The organism is uncultured Metabacillus sp., from assembly GCF_947503125.1.
GTDB lineage: Bacteria > Bacillota > Bacilli > Bacillales > Bacillaceae > Metabacillus.
This window is the reverse complement of record NZ_CANNCR010000002.1, coordinates 1-17,684: the sequence shown is the minus strand read 5'-3', so window position 1 is coordinate 17,684 and position 17,684 is coordinate 1. Positions and strand designations below refer to the sequence as shown.

The following is a 17,684-nucleotide window of genomic DNA, read 5'->3' as shown; positions in this document are numbered from 1 at the left end:
CTTACTCCTTAATCCCGCCGATCATCGTTCCTTTTACAAAATATTTTTGCAAATATGGATAGACCAAGACAATCGGAATGATTGACACAATGATCGTTGCATAAATAACGGTTTCTGCTGAGTATTGGGAGGTTGTATCAAGTGAATTGGCCATTTGTTCCTTTACACTCATATCTACAACCAATTTTTTCAATAGCACCTGAAGCGGAATTTTGCTTTCATCATTTAACACAATCATTGACCAAAAATAACTGTTCCACCTGCTAACCGCATAAAAGAGTCCGACTGTTATAAGCGCTGGTTTTGATAAAGGTAAAAAGATTTTCCATAATATTTGAAGATCGTTTGCTCCATCCACTTTTGCTGACTCTTCTAAAGAATCAGGAACAGATTGAAAAAAGCTTCTCATGATAAAGACCAAAAACGTGGAAATAGCAAAGCCTACAATGATTGCCGTTCGAGTATCAAGCAGTCCGAGTTCTTTTAAATTCAGGTAGGTCGGGATGATTCCTGCATTAAACCACATCGTGAACGCGATAAAAAAGGCGAAAAAGCTACGACCTTTTAACCGTTTTCTCGAAAGCGGATAGGCTCCGCAAATCGTAACAAACATGCTAAACAATGTTCCAACTACTGTGTAAAAGATTGTATTTCCGTATGCTACCCAAATCCCGGGTTCTTCTAGGACCCGCTTGTATGCTTCAAATGTAATATCTTTTGGAAATAAGAGAACATCTCCCCTAAGAACAGCATCAGATGAGCTGATTGAAGCTGAGAGCACATAAATGAATGGGTAAATGCAGATAATGGCAATCAATCCGACAACAGCATAGATCATGAAATCGGCTATTTTACTTCCATAACTCTTCATTTACCACAAACCTCCGCTCTCACTGAATTTTTTCGTAATTTTGTTCACTGTGACGACAAGCACTAATCCAACAATAGCGTTGAACAAGCCTGCTGCTGCTCCGAGCTCATAGTTTGCTCCTTGCAAGCCCGCCCGGTATACATAAGTATTTATAACATCCGCTGTCTCATATGTTGCCGGTTGATAGAGCAGAATAATGGCTTCGTACCCAACCTCCAGGAAGCTTCCGATGTTCAAGATGAATAAGATCAAAATCGTCGGGATAATTCCTGGCAAAGTGACATGCCACATTTGTTTCCAGCGATTTGCCCCATCCATTTTAGCTGCTTCATACAACTGAGGATTGATTCCGCTGATTGCCGCGATATAAATAATTGCATTGAACCCGACATCCTTCCAAATGTTCATCCCGATAAAGATCGATCGGAAATATTCTGGATTGGTTAAAAAATAAATCTTTTCTCCTCCTAATTTTTCAATGATGATATTAACAAGTCCGTTTGTTGGTGAGAGAAAATTGGTAACAATCCCTGCTACAACAACGATTGAAATGAAATAAGGAAGATATGTTGCTGTCTGAGTAAACTTTCTGTAGGTTGCCGACTTAATTTCATTAAACAGAAGCGCCAAAATAATCGGTGCCGGAAAGGCAAATACCAAGGTGTATAAACTAATGAGGACGGTGTTTTTTAACGTTCTAAAAAAGTAATCGCTTTCAAAGAATTGCACAAAATTTTGAAAGCCAACCCATGGACTAGCTTCAATTCCTTGAAAAATACTATAATCTTTAAACGCAATCTGAAGTCCATACATTGGACGGTATAAGAAAAGAATGTACCATGCAATAAACGGAATCAGCAGTAAGTACAAATATTTATCTCGGCTGATTGTTTTTTTAATTCTCTGCAGGTGTGAAACACCTATCTTTTGTGTAATTTGGGGGATTTGTTTTTTCTCTTCAGATTGAATTTGTCCATTCATGCCTTTCCTCCTTTTCTTTTTTATCATCATGCTGACTGATTCGTTCGGTTACCCCCACTTTACTCGCTCATAGCCCAGTTTACTATCACCAGTTTTTTGTATATATCTCCTTTTTTTACTCAATCATAAGAAATGTAGATGGATCACAAAAAGTATCGATCCATTAAGATGATTTCTCATATTGACCTGGAGAAAGTCCAACATATTTTTTAAAGGTTCGGATAAACGTATTGACATTGTTAAACCCGACCATGCTCGCCACTTGATTAATTTTCACATCTTGCGCTGACAAAATCTCTTTTGCTTTTTCCACTCTGTACATATTTAAATATTCTTTAAAATTTTCTCCGGTTTGCTCCTTAAAAACTCTGCTCACATAACTCGATGTTAAATTAAAATGCTCAGCTAAATCAGAAAGAGAAAGATCCCTTTGAAAATTTTCATGGATAAAGTTCATCAATTGATCAGCTACTGATAAATCTGTCTTATTTGTTTGTACTTGGATGTTTTCAAGTAGCTCATCGAATAAACTTGTGATCGTTTGCTCAACCTTTTCTTTACCACGAATATGTTGAAGTCTTTGATAAAAGGTTTCATCTTCGCCAAAGATTGTCTTTTCTGCCTGATTCGTCTGCGATAAAATTCGATGAAACGTGGCAAGCAATTCAAATACAAGGCTTCGGAGTGCATATTCATCAAGCTGTCTAACATATAGATTATCGTTTAAGACGGTTTTTAAAATGGACATGGCCTTCTCCTTCTGGCCTCTGCAACTAAAATTAATCAATTCTTTCTCCATCTCAAGGGGGTAATAGTAGCTCTTTTGCTCAAAACATTCGATATCTTCAGTTGTCACAATGTTTTTTCGTTCAATTGCATACCTGTATTCAAGCAAATTTCTTGCCTGCTTATATCCTTTTTCGAAATGATAAAGTGATGCTAATGGTTCGCTGATTGCAATAAACATTGTAGAGAGTAAGCGTTCATCTAATCCCTTATTAAATGAATTTATCCAATTCCGTATGTTCTGCAAATTTGTTTCACTTGTTAAGATTGCGAGTTTCTCGGCTTCCATTTCGATCATTTCATAAGAGATGTTCTTTTCGATATGTTCTTTTAAATAGGTTAGTAGCTGAAGCTTGATTGTGAGAATCCCTTCACGTGTAACCGATTCTTCCCAATCCTTATAGTGGGTGAATTCAAAAAGGATTACCCTTCCTTGTTTAAGCTTGGTAAGACCGAAAAATTCTAATTTTTCCTTCACTTCCTCTTTCTCGACTAATCCAAGAAGCAAGTCTTTCATAAATTTTTGTTTCAATGGCATCTGGTGCTGATCAATCGTTGAAAGCAGCCTTTCGTTCATTTTTTTCATATTCGTCGTTATTTTCTGAATAAAGGCAAACTCATCTCCTTCGATGCTATCTTCTTCATCTTTTAATACTTGAAGTACTTTTTTTACAGGCTGATACGTATAATTCACGAACACAACTTGAAGTACTAGCCCTGCTAATAAAAAAAGTAAATAAACAGGCAGAGAATCGATAAGATGGCCGGCAAAAGATGTTTCAGTCACATGTTTAGGGGTAATATAAAGATACTGCCAATCTTTTAACACTTCTGAGGTTAAGGATTTGATCTGATAATCCGAAGCTGTTATTTTTTGATATGTGACAAGCTTTTCCTGAGAAGATTCCAGCTGTTTTAATTTATCCTGATTCAAGACATCAGTAATCGAAAGATCATGAAAAGTAGTTCGATGACTTAAAATACGTTTCCCTTCTACTAGAGCAAATCCTCCTTGATCAACTGAATGTAAAGCAGGGTACAGGTTTTTCGTATAGAAAGAAAGAAAAAAGACTACATTTTTGCCTTCAGCGATCCACTCTTTTTTCAAAAGGGTAATATATAGATTATCTTTCTGTGGATTCATAAGTGAAAATAATTTATACTGTCCAAAGCTATTGTTTTTTCCCTTTAAGTAGCTAGCTACCTGTTCATTTTCTTCTTTATTAAGTCCGAGCTGTTGAAAGTATCGTTCTTGGTTAATTGTCATGTCAGGTGTCACAATCATATCTTTATCTGTTTTCATCACACCTAGCTTATACTCAAACTGACTAAAAGCATTTGAATTTTTCTGCAGTTCTTTATACAATTCAGTAACATAATAATGTTCCAGTTTTTCATTCGTGTTTTGACTGAAATTCTCAAACGCTTTTGAAGATTTTAGCTGGTTAATCCCACTCAATGCCACCATTAAACGATGATCGACTTTTTCCTTCACCTGTTTTAATAGCTCTTTCTGACTCTGCTCCAACTCATAATTCGTAAACTCCCGGTTTTTTATATAATAAACAAACGATAATGCAGCTGTATAAACAAAGATAACCGCCATCATACATACAAACAACTTCCAATAAAATTTTTTCCTTTTTATCACTTCTCCGCCCCCCGCTCGAATACAAATTTATAAACAAATTAGCTTACTTTTTATATAAATTTACTTTTTTTCAACTTACTTATGACAATAAAACGATTTACCCTTGAAGTGTGACGAAAGCATGTTCTGTTTTTTTAAAACTATTGCATAGAGTAAAGTTCTCTTCACAACTTCGCTTCGATTCCTTATTATTCCTTCTTAGATAAAGAACAAAACAAAATTGACGTCTTCTTATCAATGATGGCTATCAGTTTGTATTGTTGATGGGACTTCCTACTTGACTTTTTAAATTTGATAGCCGGAAACTGTAAAATCTTTTCATTAAAAAGCCTTCAAGGATCATTCTCCAAGAAGGCAACATCATGTTCTTACGGTTAATTAAGTAATAATTCTTCCTCTATCGGTACAATGGGAAGCTGAATAAAAATAATGGTCCCTTTTCCTACTTCATTTCTGCCCAGATTTCACCATTGTGCCTTTTAATAAATTCCCGGCATATTGATTGGCTTAATCCATGACCTCTTACGGAAGGATGATGGGATTTGGTAAAGTGTCGTTCAAAAATGAACGGAAGGTCTTCCTTTGCGATCCCACCTCCAGTATCCTTACAAGAAATTAGCACCGACTTTTTCTCTACTTCTAATTGCAATTTGATACCACCGGTGCTCGTATGCTTTATCGCATTTGATAGTAAATTTTGAAATACTTGTCCGAAATGATCTAAATCAATTTCAAGGATCGGAAATAGCTCTTGTGTGCCTTTCTTTAATTCAAGATCTAAGGAGCTATTTAGAGATTCCTGGTTGTAAAGAAGTTTACAAACATGGGCAAGGTACCATTAAAAAATATGAGATATTACTAGCTCAGTAATCAATTTAGTAGCGTTTTTTCTTACATCCATCTAAGAGCAATTGTTAGATGACAGCAATCTGCGCCCCCAACCTGTGAAGAAAGTTTAAGATTAATGCCATCTGGGTTAAATGAGGTCTCCACCTTGGATTTTATCCCTGTTGACTTAATCAATCGTTCAACTTCCTTTTTATTTGATTGCTGAGCTGCATACATAATCTTTTGAGCAAATGGCTTTGACTGGGCAAATTTATCTAAAACCAAACTTGCTTCTCTTATTAATTTTTGCATTGATTTCGCTGATTGCTCAAATAATGTAGGATCAACATCAGGATATTGTCTACTTACATATTGATAATTGGTAGTTAACGAAGACATATTGAATTGGCTAACAGGATAACCATATACATGATATACAGGGTGATACATAGGTTGACAATGATATGGATACACGTTTAAGCAGCTCCTTTACGTAAGTTACCACTTATATACTATACGACTGATGCGTCTAATGGTGTTTGTCTTTTTACCCCTAGGATTATCCTAAAAATAAAAACTGTCTCATAACAGGGAGTTGGAGCCCTTTATTTGAGACAGCTTTTTTATTTTTTTATAGGCAGGAAAAGACTAACGGTTGTTCCTTCATTCACTTTACTTTTAAAATCAATCTTTCCTTTATGAAATTCAACAATTCGATAACTAACCGTTAATCCTAAGCCTGTACCTTTTTCTTTCATCGAATAAAAAGGCTCACCAAGATGTTTTAATCTTTCTTGATCTATCCCACACCCATTATCTGTAAACCGAATGCAAATATGTTCTTTATCAAATCTTTCAACATTCACTATAATTTTATTTGAAGAGGCTTCAATTGAATTTTTAATAATATTGATAAATAGTTGTTTTAGTTGATTTGGTTCACAATCAATAAGCGGCAGCTGTTCGTTGGTTATGACTTCTAGCTCAGCACCGTATAAATTTGCCTCAGATTCTAATAATGATTTGACATTCGTTAATAGTTCATTAATATTACGCTTCTGAAATTGTATTTGTTGGGGCTTGGCTAAAACCAAGAGCTCACTTGCTATAATATTAATTCTCTCTAGTTCATCAAGCATAATGTTATAATACATCTGATTCTCTTTGCTGGATGTTTGCAGAATTTGTACAAATCCTTTTAATGATGTTAATGGATTTCTAATTTCATGGGCAACACTTGCAGCCAATTCACCTATTACTGATAGTTTTTCTGTTTTTAGAAGAAGCTCCTCTGTTTCTTTTTCTTTCGTAATATCGACCGCATAGCCAATTACTCCAACTGTCTCATCATTAATGATCATCGGAACAGCCGTACAACGCAACATTTTCTTTAATTTGTCTTTGGAGACCATTTCTATTTCTTCATTGATCCAAGGTTTATTTTCCCTTATCACATTTAGATAAGCTTCATGAACCCGTGAACGGTCATGATCAGCGATTAGGGATAGGATTGATTTTTGTAAATAAGCATCCTTTTCATATCCTGTGTATTTAAAAAAATGATCATTGACATTTGTTAGCCTACCTTTTAAGTCAATCATATACACTAATGCTGGGTTAAATTCAAATAATGACTTATATCTTTGTTCACTCTCAGCAAGTTTTCTTTCAGCCGCAATTCTATCTGTTACATCTCGTCCCATAACGACAAGCTCTTTTCTAGATCCGGTTTCATCATCAAATATTGGAATCTTGATTGTATCAAACGTTTTCATTGTTCCATCAGGCATCTTGATTTCTTCGATACAACGGCTAACCTCACCTTTTAACCAAGCTTCTTCATCAGATATTTCACAATATCTTAACGCATCACGAAAAAATTCGCTATATTTAGCTAGATCTGAATCTTTTTTTCCCTTATAATCAACATGTTCAATATTAAACAGCTTTAACGCAAACTCATTTGCCTTTGTCCATCTTCCTTCACCATCTTTAAAATTAACAAAATCAACCATGCAATTGATTAAGATGTGTAACTTATTCTTTTCTTCCTTTTCTTTTTCATAGGCCTCTTTTTTCAGGATTAAATAATAGAAAAAGATACTTGTAAAGATGACAAATAGGATCCCTTTCATATTTTGAAAAATTAAATGAATGTCAGTAGGAATATTAATAAAAACAATTAAATTATCCGTCACAATAATCCATATAAAGCTGAATACGATATATACCAATAGCCATTTTATTTTATTAGCCATAATACTCTCCTTGAATATTGACGATTAATGACTATTTTACTATAGTTATTCTCGGATTACATTACTATTTAAACAGAAATTTTTTCCGAAGAAATTACAAGAAAAAAGCGACTAACAATAAAAGGGTCAGTCCCCTCTAACAAATATTTAGATATATGTTGGAGGAAACGGACCCTTTAGAGAAAGCCTCTTCTTTTATTTATTTTCTAATTATCCTTAATCAACGATAAAAGCGTTATAACCTTGTCTTTTTAAATCTTCGGCGACAATTTGAGCAAGCTGTCTTGCTCCTTCACGGTTAGGGTGTAAGCTGTCACCCGTCATATAAAGACTTTTTGTCGCTTCAGGCCCAATTGATGTAAAGTATTGGGAACTTAGGACATTTAGATCGACCAATGGAACACCTTCCTCCTTAGCTAATGCAAGAATGGAATGTCTATACCATCTATTTTCTGAGTTGTGAATATTTTCCGCGTTAAAATCAGTCGCTCTTCCCTGTGGTGTTGATAAAACAACCGTTGCTCCTGTTTCCTTAACCTGTCTAACCATGTCCCGCATAATCTCTTTAAACTCTGCTTCGGTTGTATTGTTCTTTGGATTTGTGTCATTAATTCCTAATTGCAAAAGAAAATAATCACCTGGTTTAATATACTTCAAAATAGCTTCTAGTTGACCATCATCTCGAAAGCCTCTGGCAATTTGACCACCTGATGCCATATTCCTAACCTGGTAGTTTTGAGTATCAACAAATTCAGGCAATAGCTGACCCCATCCAGCTTGAACACTGTTTACTAAAGGGTAGTAGTTGCAAACAGTTGAATCTCCCCCTATATAAATAGTAGGATTGGGAATAGGATGTTTTGATAGTTTTTTGATTTTCAGGGCACTGAGAGTAAACTTTGTTCCAACTTTCCCTTCTGTCACAAGCAGGTTTAATTGATGATCGGTAATAGGAATTTGGAATGTATCTGTTGCCCCGTTTCCGGTCATATTGATAACTTGAAAGACACCTTCAGCCGCTACACTTGCTCTTGCAGTATTTCCAAGAGTTACAGTTACCTCGTAAAGCCCATTTGGCAGATCGACATTAAACGTGTTCGTACTTTTCGTGCCAAACGTTAAAAATTCAACTGCATCACTAGCTACTCCTATCCCACTCGCGTCAACATTTTGCATGTTTTTAGGTGTATTAAATCCATATCCCTGTTTCTCATTATAACGATCTGTTGCGCTAACTCCTGTATATCCCTTTTCAACAGGGCCATCACCAAAGTCAAATTGATATTTCTTTGGTTCAGCTTGTGATGCTTGTACTTGAGGAGGTGCCGAAATACTCAGTGCAAAGACAATCAACAAAAGAACTGAACAAAATAGTTTCCAACCTCGTCCCTTTTTCACCGCTTGTTCCTCCCTCACAAAAGTCTCCTATTTTATGAATGTCATTGTATCTTGACCTGAGAAGCAATACCCATTTTCTAATGTACCTGAGACAGTTACTTCAATTTCGCCCAACTCGCCATCAAGTATGTTTAAAATATCTTGTTGTTCAAACTTAACAATGTTTCCTTGAACCTCTCCCGCTATCTGCTTTCCATTAACCTTCATTTGTACTCCTGAAAGTCTTTGTTTAAAAGGTAGTGTCACTTTCCCTGTTACACGGTATTCACCGCCATTATTTTTTACATGAATAACATGTGGTGACATCTTAATACTTGCGTTTGCAACGACATACATATCTGGAAAGACTGGTTTAGCCATGTTATTACCGAGATAGAAGCTTGTATGTGGCGGTTGATTATAAGCGACATTTTGCCAAGCAACACCTAATCGATACACCCGGTCATGCATTAGTGTATAGATGCGTTTATCCGTTACATCTGTTGTCGTAAAAATACGAAGCTCACTGCTATCTGCTGATCTCCAGATTGCTTCTTCACGCCAGTCGCCAACTAGATCTGCCTGCAAGCTTGGATTTCCTTTCGTCGAGTTATTAGAGGCTGTGTCTTCTGCTGTTAATAGATTAATAGTCGTGTTCGTTTCATAATCCCATTTATCAATTTTTCCTGTTCCATAGCCTTTCGTTGCATCCCAATGATGGTCTAGGAGCTCTCTTGATAAGTCGCCATCCCACCAAATTGCAAAGTTCGTTGATGACGGCATCGATTCAGTTATTAAATGAAAGATTCCTTTTTAACTTAACTGAATGCTGTCTTACAAACAAGCTCACTTTTTTGCATAACCGTTTTCTTATCAATTTGCACTTTTTTGTAAACCGAGAATCTTTTGTTGAGGGGAAAAAAGGCTGTCTCTTTAGATTTGAGACAGCCTTTATGACTACTTTTGGAGAGCGATCGCTTCTTGCTTTTTTTCAATTTTTGAAAAAGCAAGAAGTGAAGACCACATGATTACAAATGCGAAGAGGCTTCCGCAAAAGATTGGAATTAATCCTGGTATAGTGATCATTAAAAAATAAATGGCAATCGCTCCTACCACCATCATGATCGTTGATAAGGGGTGTAAAATCATAATTAGAAACGAATTTTTGAGTACATGAAATATCTTCGTTTCATAATGAACAAAAACTGGAAAAACATAAAAAGAGGTTAACACATACCCTAAAAAGATCATTAATAATGGAAAGTACAGCAGCCTAATCACTCCTGATGCTTCCCTCACAATCGTAAGGTCAAAATATAAAATATATCCAACAACAAACATCAAGATCCCGATCATATTACTTTTTACAAATTCTTTCTTATATGTGGTAAAAAATGTTTTAAACACAGGAATATCCGTATCTCCTATAATCAGCTTTCGAATAACTGCAAGCATTGCCGCGGATGCAGGGAAAAATCCAAATACGATTAACCCAACAAGTGAAAATAACAGCCATAATAAATTTACATATGCAAGTTTCATAATCCATTCGGATATTTTATAAAAGCCTCCTGCTAGCCCATTCATTTGCATTCCTATCTCCTCCTTAACCTTTTATCGTTCCAATTACTTCTTATCAATCACTAATGACACTTGACACCCGCCAGGCACCATAATAATGTTATCATCAACATTTAGCCAGACAGGTAATGCATGAGGATTATAAACAAAGTGGCTGTCTGCAGAAAATTTCAGGTTTTGAAATGCCTTCAGATAATCCACAATTTCAATATTTGTTGCATACCATATATCCTCTCTATTACCAACCACTTGGCAAAAACGTTCGATAAGCTCCCAATTTTGGTCAAGATCAAACTCATAACTATGTCCCCATACATACAACATATATAGATATTGCTGTTTATGAAGGTTGATAAAGGTTTCAGTAAGCTTCATTAAATCTTTATTATGATGGCATGTTGGCTTCCATTCATAAAAATCATGAGGGATTGAAAAATCGCCAGTGGAATGAACCGTTCTTCCATACTCTATTCCTAGAAATGGAAGTATCTCTTTAATTTGACGATTATATGAACCATTTGGGTAGGACATTCCTCTAACGGGATATCCTACTATTCTTTCTAACCCTTTACGATCTTCGATTATTTCTTCAACCAGCTGTTCTTTTGGCGACCTCGCAATGGTTGGATGTGTGACTGTGTGGGCAGAGACTTCATGTCCGTCATACAGCTCTTTTATTTCCTCGAGTGAGATGCGATCTCCAACACCTAATAGCCCGGAATTAATATGGAATGTTCCTTTTATTCCATACTGATTGAAGATGTCTACTAATCTCCTATCAGCTGCTTTTCCATCATCATAGCTTAATGTTACAACTTTATGTTTACCTTCAGGAAACGCTAACATTACTTTTGGCATTCTATCAATCTCTCCTTTTTTATCGCCTCATGTACGTGAAATTTATGATAAGCTGCCTTCATCAGAACCATTAGCTCGATGGCAATTAAAATTATCCATCCTTTTCAATATCCACTAAATCACGATCTTGATGCAATTTCCGATATTGGCTTGGCGGTATGCCCATTTGTTTCTTAAAGATTCGATTAAAATAGCTGTGGCGATATCCTACGCTTTCAGCAATATCATTTATCTTCATCGTTGAATGCAAAAGAAGTTCCTTCGCTTTTTGGATTCGTAATTCTGTTAAATAATCAATGAAATTTATTCCTACAATTTGTTTAAATGCTTTGCTGAGCGAGTAAGGGTTCGTTCCTGCTTCTTCTGCACAGCTATCTAACGAAATATCGTTCATATAATTTTCCTGAATCATACAAACCACTTTTTCAACGATTCGCTTTAATTCCATATTCATCCTGCCTTCAAGTCTTTGGTTAAATGGCAGAATAATCGAGTTAATAAACCATTTTGTAAACCTTTCGATTGTGTGGATCTGGGAAAGCTCTTCAAACATATCTTTGCCGTTAAACAAATCATGCGGATGGATACCTGCATGCAAAATTTCATGCTGGATACTGCTGTACAATTGCCTTACACCCTGTTGAATATTCACCTCATTCATCCCATTTTTTTCTGCTATTTCCTCTAAAAACTGATGAACTAACATCTCAATTCCATCTATTTGCCCCATTCTGATTGCTTGAATAATTTCCTTTTCAACCGTAAAAGGATAACGGAAACTATTGATATCATTCAATGATCCAATCTCCTGGATATCAATGATTTGATTTTTATTTTCAAAGATTCGAAGACGTTTCCACTTATCCATTTCTTCAAAAATATGATGGATTTCCTTGATTTTATTTGTCGGTTCGCTAATGGTGACAAGAACCTGCAGGTTGATAATGTCATTAACAGCATCCGTTACTTTACTCGCAAATTGAAGAATATCCTCCCTTATTGAAGAGCCTGATGGATACAGAATTAAAACACCAACAGATAAATCTGAGAATTTCATCACATTGTATTGTGTAAACATCTCATTGGCGATTTCCTCCATTATATTTGCGGTTAAGAAGGTTACAAGACTTTCATCATTATTTGAAAAACGGTCTTTTGAATCTAATAGACCTGTCAGATTCACATCAATTGCAATATAATGATGGTTTTCAATGATCCAACCATATCCTTTCATCCTTTTTGCTAAATCTTCTTCTTTATAATGAAAAAAATACCCTTGTACAAGCTGAAGCACGAAACTATTCTTAATTTCTGTTACCTGTTCGGAAAGACGGTGTTGTAATAAATTGCTTTTTTGTGATAATTCTTCCCATTGTTGCTCAATCAGCAAGAATTCATCTGTACCAGTCGGCTTCCATTTTTCAGTAGATTCGTTCATCAATTTACCCATTAACTTTCTAATAGGTGAATAAATCCGATAGGATGCAAACAATGACATAATAATAGCTAAAATAAGAGCGGATGCGCTAATCACTAATATGATTCTTGAAACAATAACAAGAGGTGCTGTAATGGACGACATTGGTGCGGCTGATACATATGTCCAATTAGAATCAACTCTTGATAATTGACCGACAGAAACAGAATAGATTTGATGATCAAAGGTAAATTGAAATGATTCCTTACCCACATCCAGTTTAGCAACCTTATTTTTTAAAGCGTTTACAAAAGATTCATCATTTGTATTGTTTGCCGACAATATCAACTGATTATCCTGATTCAAAATGAATGTTGCGCCTTTCCCGTATGGTGTCAGCGTTTTCAAAATTTCAAGTGCATGATTTTGATTAAGAGAGATAATAATAGAGCCAAATGGATGTTTACTACCTGCAGGTATGGTATGAATAAGAGCTAGACTTGATCCATTTCGGCTTTTTCCAGGATAAGGCCCCCAGTAAAGACTTTTCCCCTCTAATGTTTTGTGAAAAAGACTGACTTCCTGTTTGTTTAAAGAATGATACTCCGTATTAAACAAGACATTCTTATCTCCCTCTATATAAAGGGCAACATTTTTAATAAGAGGATGTGTTTCTTGTAAACGCACAAGTGTTTTTGAAAGATCATATGACTCTGTAAAGTGTTTAACAAAATCCATACTTCTTAATGATTCACCAAAGCGAGGTTCAATCGCCCATCGTGATGCGGAATATTCCAAATTCCTGAATTGTTCATCAATATTTTTTGCCCTTTGCTCAATTTGCTCCTCATGAAGTTTACGTAGTTCGTCCTCAACAGCGCCAACAGCAAGCCAGTAAATAAGAATTCCCGTAATTAACCCTGGAATACTGGCTATAAGCAAAATGAGAATAAAATTTTTCCGAAAATGATTTCCGTTCCAATTCACTTTTTTTAACATAATGCCTTTATTCTTTATCCCAATAAAATCCCCCCTATTCAAACATAAAACAAAAATTATCACTTCTATTATTGCATAATTCAAACAATAAAAGAAAGCGGTTTATGAAAATCGGCAAAAACTAATTTCTTTTTCATGTAAAAAGGACAATTTACTGTTTTATTCAATAAATTGCCCTTCTATAAAACTAACCTTTTACTGAACCTAATAACATGCCTTTGGCAAAATGCTTTTGGAGGAAAGGATAGACGATTAAAATCGGTAATGTTGCTACGACAACGACGGCAAGTTTCAATGATTGCTCTGGTGGTTCAACATATTCTGCACCCATTGAGGCTGGATCGCTCAACATCGATTGGGAAAGGAGAATGATTTGCTGAAGCAATACTTGAACTGGCCATTTCGTATTGTCATTGATGTATAATAATGCACTAAAGAAATCATTCCAAATCGCGACCGCATAAAAGAGTGTAAAGGTTGCAAGCACAGGTTTTGACAGCGGGAGCATAATTCTCCAGAAGATCCCAAACTCCGTACAGCCATCAATTTTAGCTGACTCCTCTAATTCTGCAGGGATATTTTGAAAGAACGTTTTTACAATAATTAAATTAAATGGATTAATCGCTGCAGGCAAAATCAAAGCCCAATAAGAATCCAATAATCCTAATGATTTCACAACTAGATAAGTAGGAATCATTCCTCCGCTAAATAACATTGAAAATACAATGAGATTCATTATGGTACTGCGTCCCATTAAATGTTTTCTAGATAGCGGATAAGCCATCGTAAAGGTAAAAAAGAGACATACAAGTGTTCCGACAACTGTTACACCAATGGATACTAATATGCTTCGGGTAAATGTAGCTGTTGAAAAAATATATTTATAGGATTCCAGTGAAAATGTTTCTGGAATGATAAAAAAGCTTCTTCTCGTTAACTCTGCTTCTGTAGCAAATGATCCAGCAATCACATATAGGAATGGACAAACCATCAGCAATCCGATGATTCCTAAAAAAATAAAGTTGAATACATCAAATACTCGACCTGCTGGAGTATTGTGCATTTTTGGCATTGCCATTTGCAAACACCTCCTCTAAAATTAAAACCAATTAAAAGATCCCGTCTTGTCCCATTTTCTTCGCCAGCTTGTTCGCACCTAAAACAAGAATGATGCCGACGACTGATTTAAACAAGCCCACTGCTGTACTATAACTATATGCACCTTGTGTAATCCCTACAAAGTAGACATAGGTATCAAATACATCTGCCACACTGCGGTTTAATGAATTCGACATTAAGAAAATTTGTTGAAAGCCTGTATCCAGGAAGTTTCCAAGCCGCAAAATGAGTAAAACGATAATTGTACTTCTTACAGCTGGCAGCGTAACATGCCACAATCTTCGGAAACGACCTGCTCCGTCTACGATTGCTGCTTCATACTGTTCTTGATCAACAGTTGCTAGAGCGGCTAAGAAAATAACCGTGCCCCAGCCTGTTTCTTTCCAAATAATTTGTCCCATTATGAGCGGGCGAAACCACTCAGGTGATGATAAAAAGTTGATTTCCTTTCCATAAAAATAAGAAACAATTTCATTCATCACCCCACCGCTTGTTGTAAAGAAAATATACGTGATACTTGCAACGATTACCCATGACATGAAATGGGGCACGTATATAAAGGTTTGAATCGTTCTTTTATAAGAATTAATCCGTAATTCGTTTAAAAGAAGTGAAAGGATGATTGGTGCGGGAAAAAAGAAGACCAGGTCTAATGCCGCTAAAATGAATGTATTTCGTAATAATCTAAAAAAATCGGGGTTTTGGAAAAAGTCTTTAAAATTTTCAAAACCTACCCATTCACTGCCAACCACACCTTTGAATGGCGAATAATCTTGGAAAGCAATGACAACTCCCCACATTGGCACATATTTAAAGATCAAAAAATAGAGAATTCCTGGAATTAATAAGAGATATAACCATCGATCTCTCTTTAATCTCTGCAGCTTTGTAATCGTTGTCGTTTGTTTCTCACTGACTATATTTGCTGAGTGATTGTACTCTTGGTTGACATTTTGTGTTTTAAGAAATGCCACTGTCTCTCCCTTCCTTCCTATGATGTACGATTAAAAGTTAGGAGGTGAGCTATGCACCTCCTGACTTTTCGAATTATTTGTTTGCCTCTTTGTATAATTTATTGATTTCTTCAATATAATCTTCTCCACCAGTACTGCGCCATAATTTGATAGCATCCTTAAAGCCTGTTTCATCAATCTGACCGACGATAAATTTAATTCGTGCATCATTAATAATATTGTCTAATTGCTGACCTTTTTGAGCATAAACCTCAGAAACTAGGGCTTCAGCAGGGTTTGGAACAACGATTTCTTCATTTTCTTTTTTAACTTGTTCTTCCTTTAATAATAACGGTGTTTGTTCTTCTTGAATAAACCGGTTCTCTGGTATTCCAGTCTGGAATTGGTTAAGGTCTGTGAACTCATTAATAAGAGCTTCATTATTTTTCGTAAGGTTGACTAAATTGCCATCTTTCATTTCATAATGACGTCCTTCTAAGCCATTGTAGGCTAAAGTTTGAGCCTCCTCTTCACTTAACTTATCAATAAACGCTAAAACTTTTTTCAGCTCTTCTTCTGTTTTTACGCTGGATTTAGGAATGGCAAGCATACCAGAATATCCAGAGGTAGGCAGGTTATGCAGACCAGTCGGCCCTTCCACTGCACCTATTACATCGATTGGCTCTTTTAAATTAGGGTTTGCAGCCAGCATGTCTTCTTCAGCACGATGAGCACGGTCGACTACATCGACAATAACACCTGCTTGTCCATTCAGTAGCGGGTCACCCCATTTTTGCGGATCCATGACCGCAAAATCTTCATTAATTAATCCCTCATCATAAAGTTTTTTAAAGAATTTTAGTGCATTAAAATATTCTTCTGTCATAAAATCAGGCTGCAAGTTTCCTTCTTCATCCTCGCCCCACTTATTTGGAGCTCCAAACCATGTTTGCATAATATCCCACGGACCTGTGTATTTTGAAACAACCATTCCATAGGTATCATCTTTTCCATTTCCATCTGGGTCTTTTTCTGTGAACGCTTTCAAAACGTTGTAAAAATCATCAATTGTTTTCGGTGTTTGCAACCCGACATTTTCTAACCAATCTTTTCTAAATGTTATCCCGTTTCTTCCCAAAGGACGACTGCGATAGATTCCATAAATCTTACCGCCTATGGAGCTATTATTTAACGTAATTTCATTTGCTTGACTTAGATTAGGATAATCCTTTAGGTAAGGTCCAAGCTCCCAAAAAGCACCGTCTTTAACCGCACTTATGAAACTAGGTAATTTTGAAGGAATCATCATAATATCCGGTAGATCACCAGATGCTAGTGTAATATTTAATTTGTCTGAATACGAGCTATTAAGAACCCAATTCACTTTAATATCCGTTTCCATAAATTTTTCAAGCTCTTTAAATACTGGACTATCTTCACTAGGAGGTTCTGGCGTATAAGCCGTCGTCATAATTGATATCGTATTATCTGATTCGCTTTTTCCGGATTCTTTACTAGATGTTTCTGCATCGCTGCATGCAACTAATGATGATGAAATCAACATTGTTGAAAGTAATGGAAGGACAATTCTCTTTCTTATTTCTTTTTTACTTTTTCCCATTTAAAATTCAGCCCCCTGTATTAAAATTTTTATTGGGAATCAAACGTCACTGCTGTGAGCGGGATGATCTCTGTCTTTACCATAATTCAAATCGATTTTTCTAACAATTATCATTTTTTGCCTTCTAAAAAACCATTGGTAATACTGAATTTGCAGTGTGAATTTCAACTTTTTTGACTAGATAACACTTTTTTGTAAACGCTTTTATGGTAAATGAATAGTATATATAACCACTGTTCTTCTTGTGAAATTGGACATACCATACTTAATTATTGGATCTTTAATAGATATACCCCGCTATTTATCATCGTATTGTAAAAACTTTTATATTAAAAAAGTTAATAATCTTTGAATTTAAGGGCTTTAAATGCAAAAAACTTGCCA

General features: G+C 35.7%; 12 protein-coding genes and 2 pseudogenes. All 14 read right to left on the bottom strand.

Annotated elements, in window-relative coordinates; genetic code table 11:
* Window position 1: 1 nt before the first annotated feature.
* Window positions 2-871 carry a carbohydrate ABC transporter permease gene (locus tag Q1B07_RS01730; protein WP_299088518.1) on the bottom strand — a complete coding sequence of 290 codons (870 nt, stop codon included), beginning with the start codon at window positions 869-871 and terminating at the stop codon, window positions 2-4.
* Window positions 872-1,852, bottom strand: coding sequence for a sugar ABC transporter permease (locus Q1B07_RS01725; RefSeq protein ID WP_299088520.1), 981 nt, complete (start codon window positions 1,850-1,852; stop codon window positions 872-874).
* A 163-nt stretch (window positions 1,853-2,015) separates the two neighbouring features.
* The gene (locus tag Q1B07_RS01720; protein ID WP_299088536.1) at window positions 2,016-4,289 is read right to left on the bottom strand and encodes a helix-turn-helix domain-containing protein; all 2,274 of its coding nucleotides are present in this window, start codon (window positions 4,287-4,289) and stop codon (window positions 2,016-2,018) included.
* 442 nt (window positions 4,290-4,731) lie between these two features.
* Window positions 4,732-5,019 (bottom strand): ATP-binding protein, encoded by a 288-nt coding sequence (locus Q1B07_RS01715; protein ID WP_299088577.1) that lies wholly within the window; start codon window positions 5,017-5,019, stop codon window positions 4,732-4,734.
* A 161-nt stretch (window positions 5,020-5,180) separates the two neighbouring features.
* On the bottom strand, window positions 5,181-5,591 hold the full coding sequence (locus Q1B07_RS01710) for a hypothetical protein (protein ID WP_299088537.1): 411 nt from the start codon (window positions 5,589-5,591) through the stop codon (window positions 5,181-5,183).
* Window positions 5,592-5,740: 149 nt separating this feature from the next.
* Window positions 5,741-7,375, bottom strand: coding sequence for a PAS domain-containing sensor histidine kinase (locus Q1B07_RS01705; RefSeq protein ID WP_299088540.1), 1,635 nt, complete (start codon window positions 7,373-7,375; stop codon window positions 5,741-5,743).
* A 216-nt stretch (window positions 7,376-7,591) separates the two neighbouring features.
* Window positions 7,592-8,689, bottom strand: a pseudogene (locus Q1B07_RS01700) (GDSL-type esterase/lipase family protein); the annotation flags it as partial.
* Between the two features lie 111 nt (window positions 8,690-8,800).
* Window positions 8,801-9,547, bottom strand: a pseudogene (locus Q1B07_RS01695) (hypothetical protein); the annotation flags it as partial.
* Between the two features lie 162 nt (window positions 9,548-9,709).
* Complete coding sequence (locus Q1B07_RS01690) at window positions 9,710-10,345, bottom strand: YesL family protein (RefSeq protein ID WP_299088541.1); 636 nt, start codon at window positions 10,343-10,345, stop codon at window positions 9,710-9,712.
* A 33-nt stretch (window positions 10,346-10,378) separates the two neighbouring features.
* Complete coding sequence (locus Q1B07_RS01685; RefSeq protein WP_299088542.1) at window positions 10,379-11,191, bottom strand: polysaccharide deacetylase family protein; 813 nt, start codon at window positions 11,189-11,191, stop codon at window positions 10,379-10,381.
* Between the two features lie 91 nt (window positions 11,192-11,282).
* Window positions 11,283-13,607, bottom strand: a complete 2,325-nt coding sequence (locus tag Q1B07_RS01680) for an AraC family transcriptional regulator (RefSeq protein ID WP_299088543.1) — start codon at window positions 13,605-13,607, stop codon at window positions 11,283-11,285.
* A gap of 187 nt (window positions 13,608-13,794) precedes the next feature.
* Window positions 13,795-14,685, bottom strand: a complete 891-nt coding sequence (locus Q1B07_RS01675; RefSeq protein ID WP_299088544.1) for a carbohydrate ABC transporter permease — start codon at window positions 14,683-14,685, stop codon at window positions 13,795-13,797.
* Window positions 14,686-14,716: 31 nt separating this feature from the next.
* Window positions 14,717-15,646, bottom strand: a complete 930-nt coding sequence (locus Q1B07_RS01670) for a sugar ABC transporter permease (protein ID WP_299088579.1) — start codon at window positions 15,644-15,646, stop codon at window positions 14,717-14,719.
* A gap of 127 nt (window positions 15,647-15,773) precedes the next feature.
* Window positions 15,774-17,300, bottom strand: coding sequence for an extracellular solute-binding protein (locus Q1B07_RS01665; protein ID WP_299088545.1), 1,527 nt, complete (start codon window positions 17,298-17,300; stop codon window positions 15,774-15,776).
* Window positions 17,301-17,684 lie beyond the last annotated feature (384 nt).